Origin of the sequence: Corynebacterium sp. MSK218, assembly GCF_030232655.1 — a bacterium.
GTDB lineage: Bacteria > Actinomycetota > Actinomycetes > Mycobacteriales > Mycobacteriaceae > Corynebacterium.
In genome coordinates, this window is record NZ_JASPGN010000006.1 from 114,492 (window position 1) to 135,000 (window position 20,509).

General features: G+C 60.8%; 15 protein-coding genes. 11 read left to right on the top strand and 4 right to left on the bottom strand.

The genetic code is table 11. The annotated features are described in order from the left end of the window. The 3 genes from QP922_RS06540 to QP922_RS06550 all read left to right on the top strand — a co-directional run bounded on the left by QP922_RS06540 (position 1) and on the right by QP922_RS06550 (position 3,350). Entirely contained in the window at positions 1 to 1,041 is a 1,041-nt protein-coding gene (locus QP922_RS06540; protein WP_284808456.1) for a histidinol-phosphate transaminase, read from the top strand. A gap of 148 nt (positions 1,042 to 1,189) precedes the next feature. Next, positions 1,190 to 2,566, top strand: a complete 1,377-nt coding sequence (locus QP922_RS06545; RefSeq protein ID WP_284808457.1) for an NAD-dependent succinate-semialdehyde dehydrogenase — start codon at positions 1,190 to 1,192, stop codon at positions 2,564 to 2,566. Positions 2,567 to 2,576: 10 nt separating this feature from the next. Further along, positions 2,577 to 3,350 carry a nuclear transport factor 2 family protein gene (locus QP922_RS06550; protein WP_284808458.1) on the top strand — a complete coding sequence of 258 codons (774 nt, stop codon included), beginning with the start codon at positions 2,577 to 2,579 and terminating at the stop codon, positions 3,348 to 3,350. A 105-nt stretch (positions 3,351 to 3,455) separates the two neighbouring features. On the opposite strand, the gene QP922_RS06555 is transcribed toward QP922_RS06550, so the two are convergent. Both QP922_RS06555 and gabT (QP922_RS06560) read right to left on the bottom strand, forming a co-directional pair. Then, entirely contained in the window at positions 3,456 to 4,685 is a 1,230-nt protein-coding gene (locus QP922_RS06555) for an aromatic amino acid transport family protein (RefSeq protein ID WP_502869590.1), read from the bottom strand. Positions 4,686 to 4,763: 78 nt separating this feature from the next. After that, complete coding sequence (gene gabT, locus QP922_RS06560) at positions 4,764 to 6,092, bottom strand: 4-aminobutyrate--2-oxoglutarate transaminase (RefSeq protein ID WP_284808459.1); 1,329 nt, start codon at positions 6,090 to 6,092, stop codon at positions 4,764 to 4,766. A gap of 117 nt (positions 6,093 to 6,209) precedes the next feature. Between gabT (QP922_RS06560) and QP922_RS06565 the strand changes: the two genes are divergently transcribed. Continuing rightward, entirely contained in the window at positions 6,210 to 7,655 is a 1,446-nt protein-coding gene (locus QP922_RS06565) for a PucR family transcriptional regulator (protein WP_284808460.1), read from the top strand. Between the two features lie 4 nt (positions 7,656 to 7,659). Here QP922_RS06565 and QP922_RS06570 read toward each other — a convergent pair whose 3' ends face one another. Continuing rightward, positions 7,660 to 9,147 carry a helix-turn-helix domain-containing protein gene (locus tag QP922_RS06570; protein ID WP_284808461.1) on the bottom strand — a complete coding sequence of 496 codons (1,488 nt, stop codon included), beginning with the start codon at positions 9,145 to 9,147 and terminating at the stop codon, positions 7,660 to 7,662. Between the two features lie 150 nt (positions 9,148 to 9,297). On the opposite strand from QP922_RS06570, the gene gabT (QP922_RS06575) reads away from it, so the two are divergent. The 7 genes from gabT (QP922_RS06575) (at position 9,298) to QP922_RS06605 (ending at position 19,089) form a co-directional block, all read left to right on the top strand. Continuing rightward, positions 9,298 to 10,623 (top strand): 4-aminobutyrate--2-oxoglutarate transaminase, encoded by a 1,326-nt coding sequence (gabT, locus tag QP922_RS06575; RefSeq protein WP_284808463.1) that lies wholly within the window; start codon positions 9,298 to 9,300, stop codon positions 10,621 to 10,623. A 35-nt stretch (positions 10,624 to 10,658) separates the two neighbouring features. Next, positions 10,659 to 12,107 (top strand): flavin-containing monooxygenase, encoded by a 1,449-nt coding sequence (locus QP922_RS06580; RefSeq protein WP_284808464.1) that lies wholly within the window; start codon positions 10,659 to 10,661, stop codon positions 12,105 to 12,107. Between the two features lie 14 nt (positions 12,108 to 12,121). Then, positions 12,122 to 13,102, top strand: a complete 981-nt coding sequence (locus QP922_RS06585; protein ID WP_284808465.1) for an alpha/beta hydrolase — start codon at positions 12,122 to 12,124, stop codon at positions 13,100 to 13,102. Positions 13,103 to 13,201: 99 nt separating this feature from the next. Continuing rightward, positions 13,202 to 14,533 carry a YkvI family membrane protein gene (locus tag QP922_RS06590; RefSeq protein ID WP_284808466.1) on the top strand — a complete coding sequence of 444 codons (1,332 nt, stop codon included), beginning with the start codon at positions 13,202 to 13,204 and terminating at the stop codon, positions 14,531 to 14,533. 18 nt (positions 14,534 to 14,551) lie between these two features. Next, positions 14,552 to 16,270 carry a helix-turn-helix domain-containing protein gene (locus QP922_RS06595; protein WP_284808467.1) on the top strand — a complete coding sequence of 573 codons (1,719 nt, stop codon included), beginning with the start codon at positions 14,552 to 14,554 and terminating at the stop codon, positions 16,268 to 16,270. A gap of 117 nt (positions 16,271 to 16,387) precedes the next feature. Beyond that, positions 16,388 to 17,506, top strand: coding sequence for an alcohol dehydrogenase catalytic domain-containing protein (locus QP922_RS06600; RefSeq protein WP_284808469.1), 1,119 nt, complete (start codon positions 16,388 to 16,390; stop codon positions 17,504 to 17,506). 68 nt (positions 17,507 to 17,574) lie between these two features. Next, positions 17,575 to 19,089 carry a permease family protein gene (locus QP922_RS06605; protein WP_284808470.1) on the top strand — a complete coding sequence of 505 codons (1,515 nt, stop codon included), beginning with the start codon at positions 17,575 to 17,577 and terminating at the stop codon, positions 19,087 to 19,089. 235 nt (positions 19,090 to 19,324) lie between these two features. Here QP922_RS06605 and QP922_RS06610 read toward each other — a convergent pair whose 3' ends face one another. Next, entirely contained in the window at positions 19,325 to 20,509 is a 1,185-nt protein-coding gene (locus QP922_RS06610) for an acyl-CoA dehydrogenase family protein (protein WP_284808472.1), read from the bottom strand.

Consider the following 20,509-nt stretch of genomic DNA (forward strand, 5'->3'; position numbering starts at 1 on the left):
ATGCTTCGCAGCGATCTCTCCAGCTTCCCTGAGTACAAGGTGGGCAAGGATTTTCCTGACGCCCTCAAGTTGTCCTCAAATGAGGTTGCCTTCCCGCCTTCGGAGAACATCATCGCCGCGGCTGCCGACGCCGCCCGCACCACCAACCGCTACCAACAGCCGGGCTCCCCGGAGCTCACCAACGCTCTGTGCAATTACCTTAATCTGCCTGCGGACAACATCTTTGTCTCCGCTGGTTCCACCCCGATTCTGCAGGCCACTATCTTGGCCTGCTGCCAAACCGGCGATGAGGTCATCGTGCCCTGGCGCAGCTTTGAGGCCTACCCCCTCTACGTGCGCATGGCCGGTGCTACTCCAGTGCTGACCCCACTGACGGAAGACTACCGCGTAGACCTTGACGCTGTGCTAGCCGCCCTCACCGACAAGACCAAGCTCATCATCCTGTGCAACCCCAATAACCCCACGGGCACGGTCATTACCCACGGCGAATTCCGCGCGTTCATGGACCGTGTGCCTGAGGACGTCGTCGTCCTCCTCGACGAAGCCTACTGGGAATACAACGATGCCCCCGATACCCCGGACTCCGTCGAGGAATACACCCGCTACCCCAACTTGCTGGGCGTGCGTACGTTCTCCAAGGCCTGGGGCCTCGCTGGAATGCGCGTGGGTTATGCGGTAGCCGGCAGGGAGATTATCAACGCCCTGCGGTTACTCTCCCTTCCCCTGACGGTCACCGCCATAGCGGAAATGGCCGCAGTCGAGGTGCTCAAGCACCACGACGAGCTTCTCGACGCCGTCGCCATCACCAAAGCCCAGCGCGACCGCGTCGCACACGAGCTGGGAGCTGAACAATCCTACGGCAACTTTGTGTGGCTCCCGCGCGGGGACGCCGCGGAGGTAGAGCAAAAGATTCTTGACCAAGGAGTGGTCATCCGCCGCTACCTCGACGAAGGTGTTCGCGTATCGATCACCAACGAGGAAGAGACAACCGAGTTTTTGGAGGCATGGCAGCGGGCCGGCATTAAGCCGTGGACGGGCTAACTAGTTCGCGCTCACCATCTTTTCCCAGCACGACCCCACCTCGTAGTGAGATAAAAGCCATAGAGTAAAAATTTATTGGCGCGCGTCACATGGCAGCGCTATAAAGGGGATCACCCCGTCAGACTAACGACCACAGGAGGACAACATCATGCCTGGAATTCGTGTAGAAAACCCCGCTACCGGCGAGGTACTGGAGACCTTCGACCACATCACCGAACAGGAAGCACTCGCAGCCGTCGACACCGCTCACGAGGCCTTCCTCAGCTGGCGCGAGACTCCCATCGAGGAGCGCGCCAAGATTGTCACCCGCGTTGGCGAGCTCTTCGACGAGCGCAAGGACGAATTAGCTGACATCATCGCCACCGAAATGGGCAAGCCAATCTCTGAAGGCGTGGAGGAGGCCGAGTTCTGCGGCGCTATCTTCTCCTACTACGCCGACAACGGTCCGAAGTTCGCCGCCGATGAGGAAATCCCCGTAGAGATGGATGGCACTGCTTACATCCAGCGCCGCCCCTTCGGTGTTCTGCTGGGCATCATGCCGTGGAACTTCCCCTACTACCAGGTCGCTCGCTTTGCAGCTCCCAACCTGATGCTGGGCAACACCATCATTCTGAAGCATGCGGAAATCTGTCCGCGTTCCGCGCTGGCCATCCAGAAAATCATGGATGATGCCGGCGTGCCCAAGGGTGTGTACACCAACGTCTTCGTTACCCACGAGCAGGTTGAAAAGATCATCGAGCACAAGGAACTGCGCGGCGTATCGCTCACCGGTTCCGAGCGTGCCGGCGCTGCCGTCGGTGCCATCGCTGCCAAGAACCTCAAGAAGGCAGTCCTCGAGCTCGGTGGCTCCGACCCGTACATCATCCTTGACACCGATGACGTCAAGCAGGCAGCCAAGGATGCGTGGGAGACCCGCCTCTACAACACCGGACAGGCCTGCAACTCCAACAAGCGTCTTATCGTCATGGAAGATATCTACGATGAGTTCGTTGCCGAGCTCGTCGAATTGGCCAAGGCCATGAAGCCCGGCAAGCCGGAGGACGCATCCGAGACCGTCTATACGCCACTGTCCTCGCGCGGTGCCGCCGAGAAGCTCAAGCAGCAGCTCGATGATGCCGTTGCTGCCGGCGCTACCCTGCACGTCGGAGGTGAGCTGGTCGATGAGAAGTCCTCGTACCTGAGCCCCGCCGTGCTTACCGACGTCCCCGTTGGCTCCGACGTCTACTACGAAGAACTCTTCGGCCCCGTGGCCACCGTGTTCAAGGTCAGCAGCGACGAAGAAGCACTCAAGCTGGCCAATGACACGCAATACGGCCTTGGCGGCTGCGTCTTCTCCCAAGACGTCGAGCGCGCGAAGAAGATTGGCCAGAAGCTTGAGGTGGGCATGTCCAACGTCAACACCTACGCCGCTGAGGGCGCGGAGGTGCCATTCGGTGGCGTGAAGAACTCCGGTTATGGCCGCGAGCTGGGCCCGTACGGCATGGATGAGTTCGTCAACAAGTGCACCTACTTCGTAGCAAACTAAGGGAGATATCATGAGTTCACTGGGACACTTTGTTCTCGATGTCCACACCGCGCTTTTCGACGGGCACGATACCTCCGTCCTAGACAAGCACTTCGCCGACAACTTTGTTGAGCACTCCCCGCTCATTGCCAACGATGCCGAGGGCCTGAAGAAGTTCGTGGATGATCTCGGCGATGGTTTGAAGTACACCAACGCCCGTGTCATCGCGGATGAGGCCAACAACCTCGTTGCTCTGCATGGCCGCTTCGACGGCATCGAAGAAGAGCCTTTCGTGGGCTTCGATATCTACCGCGTCGAGGGCGACAAGGTTGTCGAGCACTGGGACAACCTCGTCCCTAAGGCAGAACCAAACGCAAGCGGCCGCACACAGCTTGATGGCCCCACCGATCCGGGTGATGAGAACCTTACTGAGCAGAACCGACGGCTCGTCACTGAGTTCTTTGAACGTTCACTCATCGGCGGCGATTACTCCGGTTTCATCGAGTACACGCGCGACGATCAGTTTGCTCAGCACTCTCCCGACATTGCCGATGGCGCCCAGAACTGCGTCGACTTCCTCACCAAACTACGAGAGGACGGCGAGGGGCTTGAGTATGAGCGCATTCACCGCACCGTCGCTCAGGGCCAGTTCGTGCTGACTCACTCCGAGGGCAGCATCGCCGGCGCCCGCCACTCCTACTGCGAGTTGTGGCGCGTCGAGGACGGCAAGATTGCCGAGCTGTGGGATGCGATTGCTGAAGTCCCGTCCGATGACGAGGCTCTGCATAAGCACGGAATCTTCTAGACCACGCGCTTAAGGGCTGGTGTTTAATCCCAGAGGGTTGAACACCAGCCCTTTTGCTATGCACAGTAGAGCGATAGATTACGCCCTAGATAGATACCTTCATGGCTATGCCCAGCCAGCCGGCACCAATCCGACAATGGAAATGATCGAATAGATGAATGCCAGGCAGTACACCACGATGATGGTGCCCTGAATAGCTGGGTGTGCGAGACCGCCCACGGTCCAGCCAGGATCACGGTCGCCCTTCTTGCGGGAGGCGTGCAGCAGCATTACCGGGATAACGGACATGATGGCTCCAGCGAAGCCACCGGCATACGACAATGCTGCAACGAATCCACCGAGGCCAGCAATCGAAATTACCAATGGTGGAACAACCGTCAGTGCCACCGCGACGATGCGCTGTCCCTTTACACCTTCCCAGTGGAAGATATCTAGAACGTTTCGCATGGTGGTGAAACCAATCGCCAGGAACGATGTCAGCATGGCTGCCAAGGCAAAGATGTTGGCCAGGTAGTAGGCAACCGGGCCAAGTGCCTCACCCCATGCAATGGTCACCACTTCGGTAACCTCCATGCCGAGCAGGCCGAGTGCTGCAAATGGAACCAGCGCCAGGGTAAAGCCCGTGATGACCATGCCAACGACAATCGCTCGCGCGGTCTCCTGCGGCTTCGACGGATCCATGCCTTGGACCAGCTCCGGAACCACATACTGCGCCAAGAAGGAGAACACCGCCAGGTTCAGAATCGGAACGATGAAGAAGGGATGAAGAACCAGAAGGTTTTCCACCTTGATGCCTGGGCCCAGGATTGTCCATCCACAAAGGACGGCAATGATGATGGCCATACCGGCGGTAATGGCACCCTCAGTGGCACCCGTGGTGTGCAGGCCGCGGTACATCACCCACGAGCCAAACCCAAAGAAGATCAACGTTCCAAGAAGCGGTGGCAGACCGAAGATGTTGTTAATCAAGTCACCGGAACCTGCAGCATACGCGATGAGTGCGCCGATACCGTTGACGATGATGGCAATGAATACCAGCCACCGGCCCCACTGCCCGAGGTAATGCTCGGCCAGTCCCGAGACTTGCAGCGTGGCCTTGGTGCGCATGGCGCACTCCGCCACGTACAACATGGAAATGGTCGTGAGCGTGCCAGCCACGAGCAGGGCGATGACGAGCGCGAGGAATCCACCGTTGCGAGCGGCATAAGGAATAGAGAGGACTCCAGCACCGATGTTGGTGCCGAAGATGAGGGCGATGCCCTGCACGAAGGACAGCGCAGGCTTGAATTCCTTCGTGGATTCATCCTTCTGCGGCACAGAAATGTTGTTGGACAAAGACTTCTCCGATGACTACTAAACTGCTACTAAAACGTGAACTCACCCGGCCTTCACCGGGTGAGAACTGTATTCGCCTTACTTGTATTCGCTGAACTGCTTGACGACGACTTGCAGCGCCTCACGCCACAGGTCTTCCGGGATGGCTAGGGAAGGCAGGAATCGGATGACGTTGTGGTCCAGGCCGCAGGTCAGTAGCAGGACACCTTCGGCCTTGGCAGCGTCGGCAATTTTGTGCACCAGCTCAGAATCTGGCTCGCCATCAGCAGTGACGAACTCGAGTGCGAGCATGGCGCCGCGGCCGCGGAACTCGGCCACGCGGTCGTCGCCAAGAATCGGCTCCAGCTCCTCGCGGGCGACCTTCTCCAGGTTCTGGGCGCGCGCACCGAAGTCCTTCTCCTCGAATTCCTTGAAGGTTGCCAGCGCAGCGGCACACGCTACCGGGTTACCGGTGTAGGTGCCTCCCAAGCCGCCTGGCTGCGGGGCGTCCATAATTTCCGCACGGCCGGTCACTGCGGACAGCGGCATGCCGGAGGCAATACCCTTCGCGATAGTCACCATGTCTGGAACGATGCCCTCGTGGTCAGAGGCAAACCACGTACCGGTGCGCATCATGCCCGCCTGAATCTCATCAACGATAAAAACGACGTCGTTATCGTTGCACCATTTCTGGATTGCTGCGAGGTAGCCCTCGGCCGGGACGACGAAGCCGCCCTCGCCCTGAATCGGCTCGGCAACAACACAGGCCAGGTTGGCTGCACCCACTTCCTGCTCAATCATGGTGATGGTCTTCTTGGCAGCCTCGGCGCCGCTCAGGCCGTCACGCAACGGGTAGGACATCGGAGCGCGGTAGATCTCCGGAGCAAAGGGACCAAAGCCGTTCTTGTACGGCGACTGCTTAGCGGTCATCGCCATGGTCAGGTTCGTACGGCCGTGGAAAGCGCGGTCCATGACCACGACCCCGCGCTTGCCGGTGTAGTTGCGGGCAATCTTCACGGCGTTTTCCACAGCCTCAGCGCCGGAGTTGAAGAGCGCGGTCTTCTTCGGGTGATCACCCGGCGTAACCTCATTAAGCTTCTCTGCCACGGCAACGTAGGACTCGTATGGGGAGATAGTGAAGGAGGTGTGCGTAAAGTGTGCCACGGCCTCCTGGACCGCGGCCACAACGGCCGGGTTCGAAGCGCCAGCGGAGGTCACGGCGATGCCGGAGGCAAGGTCGATGAAGCGGTTGCCGTCGGCATCGGCAAGAATGCCGCCATCGGCATCCACTACGTAACCCGGAAGCGACGGCGCCATGCCCGCGGGGAGGGCGTTCTTCCGGCGCTCATCCAGGGCGGCGCTCTTCGGGCCCGGGACCTGCTGGCCCAGGTGGCGAGACTGCTCAATGTGGTACTGAAGTTCCTGCATGGTCTTCCTTTTGTGCTCGGATGAATAGTGTGCCCCTTAGTGTGGTCTCCACCACCCTCCGCACACTATGGACAAGATGTATAAATTTCCTCCCCATAGCTGTGTACCCTGTCCACCATGCGTGAGATTTCCTTCCGCTGGCTGCTCAACCAGCGCTCATTGAACCTGCGAAGCATCGTCACCGGTAGCGCCACATTCAACACCATCCACGCTTCCGAGCTCGCGGACCCCAGCGAGTTCACCTCCCCCGGGGCGCTCATGCTCACGTTGGGGCTTGCCTTCCAGGAAGAACCGGAGGGCTTCGAACGCTATGTTGCGGCCCTGGCCGCGGCCGGCGTGCAGGGCATAGGCTTCGGCACCGGGCTAGCCTTTGACGAGGTCCCTACAGAACTTATTCACGCCTGCTCGCAACACAGTCTCGCCCTCTTTGAGGTCCCGCGCGCCACCCGTTTCGTGTCCATCACCACGGCCGTGGCTCAGGAACAGGCCCGCCTGGACAACAACGCACAGTTTGCGCTCCACCGCCAGCAGGAGCGTCTCAATCAAGCTGCGGCCACGAGCATAGGGGCGCTCGTCATGCAAGCAAGCAAAGAACTCGGCGCCGCGGTAGCGGTGGCCAGTTCCTCCGGGGTGGTGGTCAGCCGCAGCGATCGCGGCCAGCTCAGCGCAGCCGACGCAGCGGTGGAAGCCGCGAAACAAACGGGGCGGGGAACGGGAACCTCGACAAGCACTGGCGCCACCATCACCAGCATCTTCGGCTCGGCGGGACGGCGATGGGCCATCGCAGTAACGCGCGCGGAGAAGTTTGATTCCTACTCCCGCGCGCTTATCCGACACCTAGCGGGGCTGGCCAGCCTGCTCTTGGATCACCCCGACACCACTGCGCATACGATCCTCGGGGCATTGGCGCTTGACGCCCAACTCGCCGGCATTGACTCCCCCGCCCTGCAGGCGGCCTTTCATACGGTCGATAGCCATGACCTCATAGATATCCTGTTCCTCACGGCACCATCCCCCTCCCGCCTCGCGCGGGCTTTAAATGAGATTGGAAAGACCAAACCACTCAGCCTTATCCGCCCGGAACACGATTCGGCACTTATCGCCCTTCCCCCGGGCACCGCAAACCCGAACTTAAGCGGGAACCATACGCGCTTCCTCCGGACGTCCATCCTTCAGCGCATCCAATGGCAGGCATTAACACCGGCGCTGTTGTCCTCACTCCAGAGCCACGCACGCAGCTTGCCCCTCGGTACTGTGGCCGCTTTCGATTCCGCTGCTCCCACCTGGCTGGCAGAACCCGGAGTACCCGAAGCCCTCGCTGCCCGGCGCGCGGCAACGGTCAGCCGCCTCATCGAGCACGATGCACAACACAACACCGAGTTGTGCGCCACCCTGCGTTCCTTCCTCGTGGGTAACGCCAACTTGGCCACCGCCGCCGCGGAGCTCGGCGTTCACCGGCACACGGTGCGCGCCCGCTTGGACAAGATCGAGCAACTCTGTGGCGTGGACCTTACCAACCCCGTCACCCGCGCGGAGCTGCTCTTGCTCAGCCTTGATTCTTAAGAACTCAGTCCGGAACGCTCACGCCCAGGATGAGAAGCTCCGCCGCCACGAGAGGATCCTTAAGGTCCACCTCCAATAATTCCTCCAAGTCCGCGATACGCTTTCGCACGGTGTGACGGTGCGATTGCAACTCATCAGCGGTGCGGCTTACATGCCCGCCTGCGCGCAGGTAAACCTCCAGGGTCTTCGCTAATTCGGTGCCGTGCTCCGTGTCGTACGCGCGCACCTTGCCCCAGGTCTCCCTCGCGCGGTCATGCACCGCTCCCTTGACCCTGGGATCCTTGGTCCAGCTCAAGGTGCGCGATTCCGGGCCCGCGAGCATGCCCGGCTGCAGTCCAAAGGCGAAGGACTCCAGCTCGCGGACAATCCCCACCCCCAGCTCGGCCCACGGCATGGGTTGGCCTACGACGATGCGCTTGCTTCCACGAAGATCGCGCAGCAAATCCTGCAGGTTCTTCATCGTTCGGTTTCCCCTAAAGAGCAGAAGGCTGGAGGATTTGTCCAGCGCATACTCAAAGAGCAAACGCCCGTGGTCCTGAAGGCGAGCATCCAGGGCCTGGATGAAGCGCTGGTGGGCGCGCTCCCCTTCAGATTTCACCAGGACCGGCCGCACCCTCCCCTGCGCATCGCCCACGAGGTGGAAGATGCGCCGCATGGGATCTTCCGGTTGGTCCAACCCCAGCTGGATGGCCAAAGCCATGGAGTTGAGCTCATTCTGCGTGCGCCGCAGCTCCTGCGGGCGCTTCACGCTGAGCTCCGCTAGGCCCGCGGCCTGCTTGAGCAGCGCGCGTTCGTTCACACCGAAGCCATCACGCGACACTGCCAAGAGCCCGAAGGAACGCGCACCGTGGTCGGCCAAGCGCTGGGCCAAGACATTCCAACCGCCCACGCGGCGCGCAGCGTAGAAGTTCTGGGCGCGAGTATCGGCGATCACCGGCGCCCAATCCACCGGGGGCAGCCCCGGGTAGCTCGACTGCGCAAAGACGCGCCCGTCTTTATCGACGAGACAGGAATGCGCGCCCAGGAGGCGACTGGTCTTATCCACGAGGGCATCAAGGCCGGCCACAGCGGCGTCGTTCAGCGCGCCCTGCTGGGCAATGAAACGCTCCAACCCTTCCTCACGCTGGCGCTGCAATTCGTCGTGCAAACGCGCGAGCACCGAGACGAAAGGGACGCGCCGCGCCACCGTGAAGAGCGAAATATTGCATTCCCGAGCGGCCTCCAGCATGCCTGGCGGAACCTCGGCAAAGGCCAGCCCAACGCCGAAACCCACCCCCGTCACCCCACCCTCGGCCACCTTGCGGATGTACTCTGCCAGTTCCTCAGGCTGTCCTTCAAATGCCATGCCGGTGAGCAAAATGACGGCCCCAGATCCCACGAATTCGCGCGGATCGCGCAGTTCACACGGGTGCATCACGGAAAAGGAACGCCCGCAATCGTGCAGGATTTCTATCCCCAGATCGGGTTGATTGGCCAACCAAGTAAGGGACACGCTTCCCTCTTCCAGCCCGGCCGCTACCCCCTTATCCACTGTGGACAATTTCTCACCATTCTTTCACCAATACGTCTGTGGCCCTCCTGAAGTTTAGCCATCAGAATGACCTACGTCATACAAAATCTCGAACATTAAGGAGCAGACAGCATGCAGGATCTCAAGCACCGTCTCCCCCAGGAGCGGAATGTCTCCACCGCAATCCCTGGCCCCCGCAGCCAGGAGCTGAATGCCGCCCGTGAAGCAGACGTCGCCGCTGGCGTCATCCCGGGCTACCCCTCCTACATCACCGATGGCGACGGTGGCGTGCTTGTCGACGTCGACGGCAACACCATCGTCGACTTCGCTTCCGGCATCGCCGTGACTTCCGTCGGCGCCTCCAACCAGCGCGTTGCCAAGGCCGTCGCCGAGGCTGCTAGCCACCTCACCCACACCTGCTTCCTCAACGCTCCTTATGAGGGCTTTGTCCAGGTAGCCAAGAAACTCAACGAGCTGACCCCGGGCACCCACGAAAAGAAGTCCTGCCTCTTCTCCACCGGTGCTGAGGCAGTGGAAAACGCCATCAAGATCGCTCGCCGCTACACCGGCAAGAACCGCGTCGTGGTCTTCGACGGCGCCTTCCACGGCCGCACCAACCTGACCATGACCATGACCGCCAAGAACAAGCCGTACAAGTCCGGCTTTGGCACCCTGGCCGCTGACATCTACCGCGCGCCGATGTCCTACCCGCTGCGCGACGGCCTCGACGGCAAGCAGGCAGCAGCACGCACCCTGCGCTACATCGAGCAGTACGTCGGCACCGAAGAACTGGCTGCCGTGATCATCGAGCCGGTTCAGGGCGAGGGCGGCTTCGTCGAGCCGGCCAAGGGCTTCCTCCCGGCACTGCAGGAATGGTGCACCGACAACGGCGTTGTCTTCATCGCCGATGAAATCCAGGCCGGCATCTGCCGCACCGGCTCCTGGTTCGCCTGTGAAGACGAGGGCATCATCCCGGACCTCATCACCACCGCCAAGGGAGTGGGCGGCGGCATGCCGCTCTCCGCTGTGACCGGCCGCGCCGAAATCATGGATGCCCCGGACCCGGGCTCCCTCGGCGGCACCTACGCCGGTAACCCGGTGGCCTGCGCTGCTTCCCTGGCGGCCTTCGAGGAAATGGAGGAGTTGGACCTCAACTCCCGCGCCCGCGAAATCGAGGCCATCATCCGCGAGGAGCTGGAGCCGCTGCTCGAACTCACCACCGTTGCTGAGGTCCGCGGCCGCGGCGCCATGATCGCCATCGAGCTGGTCGATGACAACAACCAGCCAAACACCGACCTCACCGCCAAGGTGGCCAAGACCTGCCGCGAGCAGGGCGTGCTCATCCTCACCTGCGGCCTCGACGGCAACGTCATCCGCCTCCTGCCGCCCCTGGTCATCAACGAGTCCACCCTGCGTGACGGCCTCCAGGTTCTGGCTGAAGCCATCCGCGCGAACTAATCCGAAACACTAACACCTCAAGGAGACACACCACTATGAAGATCTACGACTGCATCATCCTCGGCACCGGCTACGGCGGACTGGGCATGGGCGCCCAACTTGTTCGCGACGAGCAGCAGGACTTCCTCATCCTCGAAGCAGCCGACGAGGTCGGCGGCGTCTGGCGCGACAACACCTACCCGGGTGCCGCCTGCGATACCCAGGCGCTCATCTACTGCTACTCCTACTTCCTTAACCTTGGCGTCTCCCGCATGTTCGCCGGTCAGGACGAGATGCAGGGCTACCTCAAGGCCCTCGCCGAGGAGTTCAACCTCTACGATCACATCAAGTTCAACCACCGAATCACCAACGCCGTGTGGAAGGAAGACCTCAAGGCTTGGGAAATCGAGGCCAACGGCGAGACCTTCTACGGCCGTGTCTTCGTCGGTGCGTGGGGCCAGCTTTCCAAGCCGAAGATCCCGAACTTCCCGAACCGCGAGGCTTTCCAAGGCGTACAGTTCCACTCCGCTGAGTGGAACCACGACGTCGACCTGAACGGCAAGAAGGTTGCCGTCATCGGTAACGCAGCTTCCGCAGTCCAGCTGGTTCCGGAGGTAGCCAAGGAGGCGGAGAAGCTCTCCGTCTTCCAGCGCTCCGCCAACTACATCCTCCCGCGCAACCAGGTCATCTTCACCGAGGAGGAGCTCAAGGAGTTCCAGGAGAACCCGGATTCCTACCGCGCCATCCGGCAGGAAATCCACGAGGTCCGCGAGGAGGGCTTTGACCGCACCCGCAAGGGCACCGATTCCGCTGCCGAGGGTGTCGAGCAGGCTATGGAACACCTGCGCTCCCAGGTCAACGACCCGGAGCTGGTAGAGAAGCTCACCCCGACCTTCGCCTTCGGCTGCAAGCGCATCCTTCGCTCCGATGACTTCTACCCCACCTTCAACCGTGACAACGTAGAGCTTGTCACCGCTGGCATCGAGAAGTTCACCGAGACCGGCATCCGCACCGACGACGGTGCCGAGCACGACTTCGACGTCGTCATCTACGCCACCGGCTTCCACTCCCAGGAGTTCCAGGGTGACCTGCCGATCGCTGGCCGCGACGGCGTCGACCTGCGCGAGCGCTGGGGCAACTCCCCGGAGGCTTACCTGGGCATGACCGTGGACGGTTTCCCGAACTTCTTCATGCTCTACGGCCCGAACACCAACCTCAACCACCACTCCGTGGTGGCCATGCTCGAGGCCCAGGACCGCTACATTTCCCAGGCCGTTGCTTACCTGCGCGAGAACCCGGAGGCAGCCCTCGACGTGAAGAAGAACGTCATCGACGAGTTCAACACCCGTATCCAGAAGGAACTTGAGGCATCTGCGTTCTCCGCTGACTGCTCCTCCTGGTACAAGAACGAGGAAGGCCGCGTTATCAACAACTGGTCCGGCAACGTTGCTGAGTACTACGAGCTCACCGACGAGCTCGAGCTCAACGACTACGAGCTGGTCTAGGAGGTAGTTTCACAATGCACACGCTGCACGACGAATATTCCGGGCGTCCCGTCGCTGAGGATGCGTGGAAGGCGCTGAAACCTTTCCGCGATGGTGGAGCGAAGTCCTTCCACAATTTCCCCATCCCGCAGGTGCGTGAGAACTACGTAGCCTCAGCCCACACCAACCCGCTCCATGAGGAGAAGGAACCCGCAACCACGGATTTCCAGGTCGACGAGTTCCAGGTTCGCCTCTACGATCCCCGCCCGGAGGAGGAGCGCGGCCAGGACACCCCTGCAGTGCTCTACATGCACGGCGGCGGCTGGCTTATGGGAAACCTGGAGACCCACCACTCCTCGGTACGCCGTATCGCGGTGCTGACCGGTCTCCCGGTCGTCGCGGTGGATTATCGCCTCGCCCCGGAGCACACCTACCCGGCGGCTATCGACGATTGCCGCGCCGCCTACCGCTGGCTGTCCAACCCGGAGGCTGAGCACGGACTGACCGTGACCTCCATCGCGGTCGCCGGCGACTCGGCCGGCGGCCAGCTGGCTGCCACGTTGGCGAATGAGTTCGCGGTGCTTGATGACGTCGCCAAGCTCAGCGCCCAAATCCTCCTCTACCCGATCACGGATTGCTCCCGTGAGCGCACCGAGAACGGTGCTTCCTACAAGCGCTTGGAGGAAGGCTTCCCGCTGGCGTCGGACACCATGCGCTGGTTCATCGATACCTTCGTCACGGAGGAATCCCAGCGCACCGCCACGGATCTCTCCCCACTGTTGCTGGAAGAGCTACCGGAGGGCCTGCCCCCGTCACTCGTCATCACGGTGGACAACGATCCGCTGGCGGATGAGGGCATCGAGTATGCCGGCAAGCTGGCCAAGGCTGGTGTGGATGTCACGCACAAGCACCTCGTGGGATACCACCACGGCTTGTTTACTTCCGCCGCCATCATTGACCGCGGCGAAGAAGAGCTCGCTGGAATCGCTGAGTTCATCAAGGCGGTGACGAGCTAGCAGCCACCACTGACCCACGGGGCAGGCTCCCATTTTTTAAAGGCAGCCTGCCCCGTTCGCATAAGCAAAAGTTTCAATCCTTTAACAGTTAGGTTTATCATGCTCAAGCGCTCATTCGGCATCGCGATGGCCTTTATCGGCGTGCTCGCAGGTGCGTCCTTTGCCTCGGGACGCGAGGCCCTCCAGTACTTCGTTGCCTTCGGCAACATGGGTGTTGTCGGCGCCATCGTCACAGCCCTCGCCATGACTATTTCCGGCATCACCATTCTTCAATTAGGTTCTTATCACCGCGCCAAGGAGCACACCTCCGTGTTCAATGCGGTGTCCACCCCCATCGTGTCGAAGATCCTCGATGTCGCCACGCTGACCTGTCTCTTCTGCATCGGCTTTGCCATGTTTGCCGGCGCCGGCACCAACCTCAATCAACAGTGGGGCTGGCCGGTATGGATCGGCGCGATCCTCATGCTGGTCCTCACGTTGCTGACTGGTCGGCTTGACGTGGACAAGGTGACTATCGCCATCGGCGCTATCACCCCGTTCATCATCGTCCTGCTGACCATCGGCACCGTCTACACCGTGTTGACGTCCAACCCTGATTGGTCGCATCTCAACGAGCAGGCGCAGAACATTCCCACCACGCTTCCGAATTGGTGGGTCTCCGCTATCAACAACTTGGGCCTGAACGTCATCGTGGTGGTCTCCATGATGATCGTCATCGGCGGCAACTTCCTCGATGCCAAGGAAGTGGGCTACGGTGGCATTCTCGGCGGCCTGTGCTTCCTGTTCCTGCTGGCAGTCCTAGTCGGCGGCCTCTACGTTTCCGTGGGCCCGATCACTGAGGCCGAAATGCCGACTTTGGCCATGATTGAGCAGATCCATCCATGGCTTGGCTTTGCCATGTCCGTTGCTATCTACGGCATGATTTATAACACCGCCATCGGCATGTTCTACGCCTTTGCTAAGCGCCTGACCCGTGGCAAGCCACAGCACTTCTACAAGGTCTACGTCATCTCCGTGCTCATCGGCTTCGTCCTTTCCTTCATTGGCTTCTCCAACCTCATCGGCTGGGTCTACCCGATTCTGGGCTACATGGGCATCGCCATCATGTTCATCATCGGCTTTGCCTGGCTCAAGAACCGCAAGGACCTGCAGTCTGAAGCGGACCTACGCCGCCGTGCACGCGAGCTGCTCAAGAAACGCTTTGAGAATGACAACCACCTCTCCGACGAAGAGATGCAGGAGCTCACCGCCATCGCCCGCAATTCCTCCATCCCTGAATCTGACTTCATTAGGGAAATCATGACCGAGGTCGACTCTGCGGACCTCCCGGAAGAAATGCAGATTGGTGACGGAAAGCTGCACGCACTCATTACGGGCAAGCCCATCCCGCGTGCGAAAAAGCCCGGTCCGCGTACCAAGAAGAAGGTCTAACCCTAATAAGCTGTAGGCATGTCTCTCCTCGGCCCCGTCCTCTTCCACCTCGCCAGCGGCACCCGTGTCCCCGACGAGCTGCGCGAGCAACTGGCGGCCGAGGAGCTGAGCGCGCTGCGAGCTGTGGAAGAGACGATGCGCGCCAACCACACATGGCGCGTGATGTCGACGAAGCTTCTCGACGTCTCCCACATGCTCAACGCTGGCCGCGATTCAACTGACATTCTCCAAGCTATCGTGCGGCATGCGCGCACCACTATCGGAACCGATGTTGGCTACCTCAGCCTCAACGATGAGGACACCGGTTTCACCAAGGTGCTGGCGACCAGCGGTGTGGTCACCGAGGAATTCCGCACCATCAACATGCCGATGGGTTCGGGAATCCTCGGCATTGTGGCCGCCACCAACCGCCCAGCGTGGACCTATGATCATTCGGCTGATCCTGATGTCACTCATGTGGACTACGTCGACCGTGCGGTGCAAGCGGAAGGCATTCGGGGCATCCTCGGGGCCCCGATTCGCATCGGCGGCACAACCATCGGAGCGCTCCTCGTGGGTGATCGGCACCCACGCCACTACACGCACGAGGAAATCGCAGCCCTGGAGGTGCTCGGCTCTATCACCTCCGTAGCACTGGAGAATGCACAGGTCATTGAGAGCCAGGGCAAGTCCGTAGCGGAGCTGACCCGCTCCCAGATAGCGCTGAGCCGTCATATCGAAGAGCTTCAGTGGCTCAATGAGGTCAACACGCAGCTGCTCCACGTGCTTATGAACAACGCCAGCTTCGAGGAACTCGAACGCGTGCTAACTAAGAGCCTCGACGCGCCAGTGACGCTATGGACCACGGAAGACACCCCGGATACTCCCCCGGCCAGCACGTTCCCTGTGGAGTTTAATGGCCGTGAACTGGGCACAATCGGTGTGGACAAGGAGCTGAGTGATACCGAACTCCGCGTCATCAGCCATGCCTCCGCGGCGTTTACCTCCATCGCGTTGTTCGCCGAAGCGCTTGTCGACGCCACCGCGCGCAAAGTCGACGACCTCGTCTACGCCGTAGCACTCGGCAACGCTGGACGCGAGGAAATAGCCCGCCTACGACACCTCACGGGCATCAGCCTCACGGCATCAACTCAGCTCTACTTCCTCGGTTTAAACTCCGAGAAGGGCCTGCCAACTCGCCCACAGCTAGAGCACCTCCTGCCTGGTCATGCCGCCATTACGCATCATGACCAACACGTGTGCGTACTGTATCAGCCGGAAAGAGCCATCGAAAAGGCTCTTGCTTCCTTACTTAAGACCTATCCTGACCTCGCTCTATCGGCCATTGGTTTTAGCGGGGTGGATTCTGCACGCAGCGCCCATGATTCGGCTATGGCCTACCTTGACTCTGCCATCGCACTCGGCCTGCGCGGACAGCTCGTCACTGAATCGACCCTGGGCACAGTGGGGCTCATCTTGGGAGCAGACCCGCATGCCCTCGAGCTGCTTTCTACGCACACCATTGCCCCACTCCTTTGCTACGACGAAGAGAATTCCACCGAGCTCGCTAGCACTGCTCACCAGTACCTGTTGTCCGGCCACAGCATCCCGCAGACTGCGCGCATCATGTTCATTCACCCCAATACCGTGCGTCAGCGCTTGGACCGGATTGTGTCGTTGATGGGTGAGGACTGGGCCGTCGGCCAGCGCGGTCTCGACGTGTTCCTTGCACTGCGTGCCCATTCCCTACGTGGATAGATCAATCCACACCAACTTCGCACTACGGTGTAGTTTCCCACATGTCATTGTGCCTTCCACGCCGAGCTAGTGACGTAGATTTCGAGACATTAGCTCATCCCACGTTTGGAGGTAACCATGTCTGACACTCTCACCATTCGCGGCGCCGTCTTGGAGCGCTCTGGCGACGAGCGCCCCTACGCCGACTCGAAGCCCATCACTGTAAGCGAACTTGAGCTCACCGGCCCCGGCGAGGGCGAGATCCTGGTCAAGATCACCGCTGCCGGCCTGTGCCACTCTGACCTTTCCGTGGTCAACAACAACCGCCCGCGCCCACTTCCGATGCTGCTGGGGCACGAATCCGCTGGCATCGTCGAGAAAATCGGCCCTGGTGTCACCAATGTCAAGGTCGGCGACCACGTCGTCATGACCTTCCTGCCTCGCTGTGGCGAGTGCGCTGGTTGTAAGACCGACGGCAAGATGCCGTGTGAGGTTGGCTCCAAGACCAACAATGAAGGCACCCTGATTCGCGGCACCCGTCACCTTACTCGCAACGGTGAGACCATCCAGCACCACCTCGGTGTCTCTGGCTTCGCTACCCACGCAGTTGTCTCCGAACTGTCTGTGGTACCCGTCGGCTCTGATGTCCCGGCAGACATCGCCGCCATCCTTGGCTGCGCCATCCTCACCGGCGGCGGCGCCATCCTCAACGAGATCGATCCGCAGCCGGAGGACAGCATTGCGGTCGTCGGCCTCGGCGGTGTGGGGATGGCCGCCATCATCACTGCTGCTGCACTCGGTGTGAAGGAGATCGTGGGCATCGACATGCAGAAGGATAAGTGCGAGAAGGCCATCGAGATCGGCGCTACCTCTGCCATGACCCCGCAGGAGGCAGAAGAGTCCGGTAAGAAGTTCACTGCTGTGGTTGAGGCCGCCGGCCACCCGAAGGCACTAGAGACTGCCTACAAGGTCACCGCGCCAGGCGGCTTGACCGTGACCGTGGGCCTGCCTGCACCGGGCTCCACCATCACTATCGATCCGCTCATCATGACCGCCGAAGCCCGCCGCCTCCATGGCTGCTACCTAGGCTCCTCCGTTCCATCGAAGGACATCCCGAAGTACGAGCAGCTGTGGCGCGAAGGCAAGCTCAACGCTGAGGCCCTCATCTCTGACCACATCAAGCTCGAAGACATCAACACCGCAATGGATCGCCTCTCCGATGGCGTGGCCCTGCGCCAGATCATCGAGTTCGACTAATCCTCCCTGCCCCCTCTGAGCCCCGCGCCACTGCGCGCGGGGCTTTAGCCCTTTGAAAGGAGGCCACTATGGCCGAAACCAACGTAGCTGCCGAGCCCGAAGATCAGGGTATTGGTCAAGCTTCACCGCACTGGAAGATGGGGCCCTTTGATGTCCGTCTTCCCTTCGTTCACTACCGCATGGAGTGGCCCGACTTCGCACAAGGTCTTTTCATGTGCGTGGTCGATCTGGGTGCTATCCCATTGATGACAGAGGCCCTCGGCATGCCTTACGAAGCAGCATTGGCCGTGGTCATCCTCAACGGTTTGCTGTACCTCACTCACCACTTGCTCGGTGACCCTGTGGTTCCCGGCTGGATTACTCCAGCCATCCCACTGCTGACCGTCTACATCCAGACCTTCCCAGAAGGCGAACAGCGCGTCTGGGCGCTCATTAGTTTCCAGCTCATGCTGGGCATATTCTCCTTAACGCTCGGCGCAACAGGATTAGCATCGAAGGTCGTTCGCCTCATTCCATCAGGCCTGCGATCGGGAATCGTGCTGGGCGCCGGTATTGCCGCCATTATCTCGGTCTTCAAAGACGACGGTCGCTTCCACTCCTTCCCCATCACCATCACCATCGCAGTGGCCGTGGCCTTCTTCCTCATGTACTCCCGTGGATTCCAGTCCCTGCGACAGAAGGCCTCTGGGTGGCGTTTCCTAGCATCCCTCGGCATCTTGCCGGCAATCTTCATCGCGGTCTTCGTCGCCCCACTCGCCGGTGAGGCTCCTTGGCCGGACGTGGAGTGGGGCTTCTCCAAGCCGGACTTTATGACGCTGTGGTCTGAGTACACGGTGTTCGGTGTGGGCCTGCCACCGACGCACATGTTCCTCACCGCTATCCCGACGGTGCTGGCCGCCTATATCGTCGTCTTCGGTGACGTCCTGCAAGCCAACGCTGTGCTCAAGGAAGCTGACCATGTGCGTACTGATGAAGCCGTGGTCTACAGCCCATCCCGCGCCCACCTGCTCTTTGGCGGCCGCAACATTCTGATGTCCATCATTGGCCCCGATGTCGCCATGTGTGGTCCGCTGTGGGCCGCCATGCACGTGGTTATTGTGGAGCGCTACAAGCAGGGCAAGCGCGCCATGCGCTCCATCTTTGGCGGTGCAGGTTCCTTCCGTTGGGGTACCAACGTGGGCCTTCTCCTGCTACCTATTACCTCATTTGTTGAGCCCATCCTCCCGGTCGGCTTGGCTCTGACGCTCATCATCCAGGGCTTCGTATCTGTGCGCGTGGGCATCATGGAGGCCAAGAATCAGAAGGATCTTGGCATTGCAGGCGTTACTGCTGGTGTCCTCGCTACCCAAGGCGCAGCCTGGGGCTTTGCCGCCGGCATCATCATGGTCTTGGTTATCTACGGCAAGGACTTGTTCAAGGACGAGCGCGACGGCACCATTCGTAACTTCGACGAAATCGATCCGGATGAAGGCTTCGCCGATGCCCAGGCGGACTTCACGGAGCTGGCCGAGCTCAACGATGTGGATGTCGATGGCCGCCCCATCGATCCCAACGCCCCGAAGACGAAGGACAAGAGGAGCTAGCCAGCGCACCCTAGCGGACAGCAGGTTCGCAGCACTCCTCGTTTCCGCTGTTTTTAGATGGTCCCTTTACTTTGGTCCCACATCAGAGTGAAGGGACCATCTTTCCCTGTTTTCTGGCGCACAAATGGTCCCCCATCTGGGATGAAGGACCAAAGTAGAAGGACCACACTGTTGGGACCATTTACCAAACCTGCAGGAACCACCTTTCATGGTTCAACAGCCCAGACCCGACCAACTAACTAAACGCCTGCTCCCCCGTCAGCACGCGGCCCAGGATCAGCGTGTGGATCTCATCGGTGCCCTCATAGGTGCGCACTGATTCCAGGTTCGCAGCGTGGCGCAGCGGCGAGTAGTCCGTGGTGATGCCGTTGCCGCCGAGGATGGTGGGGGCCTCGCGGCAAATCTCGATGGCCGTGCGGCAATTGGCCAGCTTGCCCACGGAAATCTGATAAGGCTCCAGCGTGCCCGCATCTTTGGCGCGACCAAGCTGAAGAGCGAGAAGCTGGCCCTTGTTGAGCTCCACTGCCATGTCAACGAGCTTCTTCTGCGTCAGCTGAAAGGACGCCAAGGAGCGGTCAAATTGTGTGCGCTCCTTCGCGTATGCCAGGGCGGCTTCGAGTGAATCACGTGCCGCCCCCAATGCACCAAAGCTGATGCCGAAGCGGGCTTCGTTGAGGCACATGAACGGCCCCTTCAGACCTGGATGCTTGGGCAGCAGTGCATCCGCAGACAGGGTAACCCCTTCCAGTTCAATATCGCACTGAATGGACGCACGCATGGACAACTTGTTCGTAATCGGGGTCGCTGTAAACCCCGGTGTGGACGTCGGCACGATGAAGCCGCGCACACCGGGCTCCACGCCGGCAGCGGCAGCATCCTCCTCAGCTACCTTGGCCCAGATGATGGCCACTGTGGCCACGCTCGCCAGGCCAATCCAACGCTTGGCGCCATCGAGTACCCACTCGCCCGAGCGGTAGCGCGCCACCGTCGCCATGCCCGCCGGGTCCGAGCCCGCAGTCGGCTCTGTTAGCCCAAAGCAACCAATAACATCACCCGCGGCCATTGCGGGAAGCCACTCCTGCTTCTGCTCTTCGGAGCCGTGCTTGTAAATCGCTGACATCGCCAGCGAACCCTGCACGGAGACCACCGTGCGCAGGCCTGAGTCGCCTGCTTCCAATTCCTGCATGGCCAACCCGTACTCCACTGCGGAGCGCCCAGCGCAGCCGTAGCCCTCGAGGTGCATGCCAAACAGACCGGCCTCCGCAAGTACCGGGAAGATGGTTTCTGGCAAGACGGCATCCTCGTACCACTGGGCAATGTGGGGCCGAATGTGCTCGTTGACCAGCGCAGCCACCCGATCCCGCGTGGCCTTTTCCTCATCGGTCAACAGGGATTCAATGCCGAGCAGATCCGTTGTCAT

Bases quoted from the DNA above. Each gene is read 5' to 3' on its own strand.
- QP922_RS06540 (WP_284808456.1), top strand. From the start codon at position 1: ATGCTTCGCAGCGATCTCTCCAGCTTCCCTGAGTACAAGGTGGGCAAG.
- QP922_RS06545 (WP_284808457.1), top strand. From the start codon at position 1,190: ATGCCTGGAATTCGTGTAGAAAACCCCGCTACCGGCGAGGTACTGGAG.
- QP922_RS06550 (WP_284808458.1), top strand. From the start codon at position 2,577: ATGAGTTCACTGGGACACTTTGTTCTCGATGTCCACACCGCGCTTTTC.
- gabT (WP_284808459.1), bottom strand. From the start codon at position 6,092: ATGCAGGAACTTCAGTACCACATTGAGCAGTCTCGCCACCTGGGCCAG.
- QP922_RS06565 (WP_284808460.1), top strand. From the start codon at position 6,210: ATGCGTGAGATTTCCTTCCGCTGGCTGCTCAACCAGCGCTCATTGAAC.
- gabT (WP_284808463.1), top strand. From the start codon at position 9,298: ATGCAGGATCTCAAGCACCGTCTCCCCCAGGAGCGGAATGTCTCCACC.
- QP922_RS06580 (WP_284808464.1), top strand. From the start codon at position 10,659: ATGAAGATCTACGACTGCATCATCCTCGGCACCGGCTACGGCGGACTG.
- QP922_RS06585 (WP_284808465.1), top strand. From the start codon at position 12,122: ATGCACACGCTGCACGACGAATATTCCGGGCGTCCCGTCGCTGAGGAT.
- QP922_RS06590 (WP_284808466.1), top strand. From the start codon at position 13,202: ATGCTCAAGCGCTCATTCGGCATCGCGATGGCCTTTATCGGCGTGCTC.
- QP922_RS06595 (WP_284808467.1), top strand. From the start codon at position 14,552: ATGTCTCTCCTCGGCCCCGTCCTCTTCCACCTCGCCAGCGGCACCCGT.
- QP922_RS06600 (WP_284808469.1), top strand. From the start codon at position 16,388: ATGTCTGACACTCTCACCATTCGCGGCGCCGTCTTGGAGCGCTCTGGC.
- QP922_RS06605 (WP_284808470.1), top strand. From the start codon at position 17,575: ATGGCCGAAACCAACGTAGCTGCCGAGCCCGAAGATCAGGGTATTGGT.
- QP922_RS06610 (WP_284808472.1), bottom strand. From the start codon at position 20,509: ATGACAACGGATCTGCTCGGCATTGAATCCCTGTTGACCGATGAGGAA.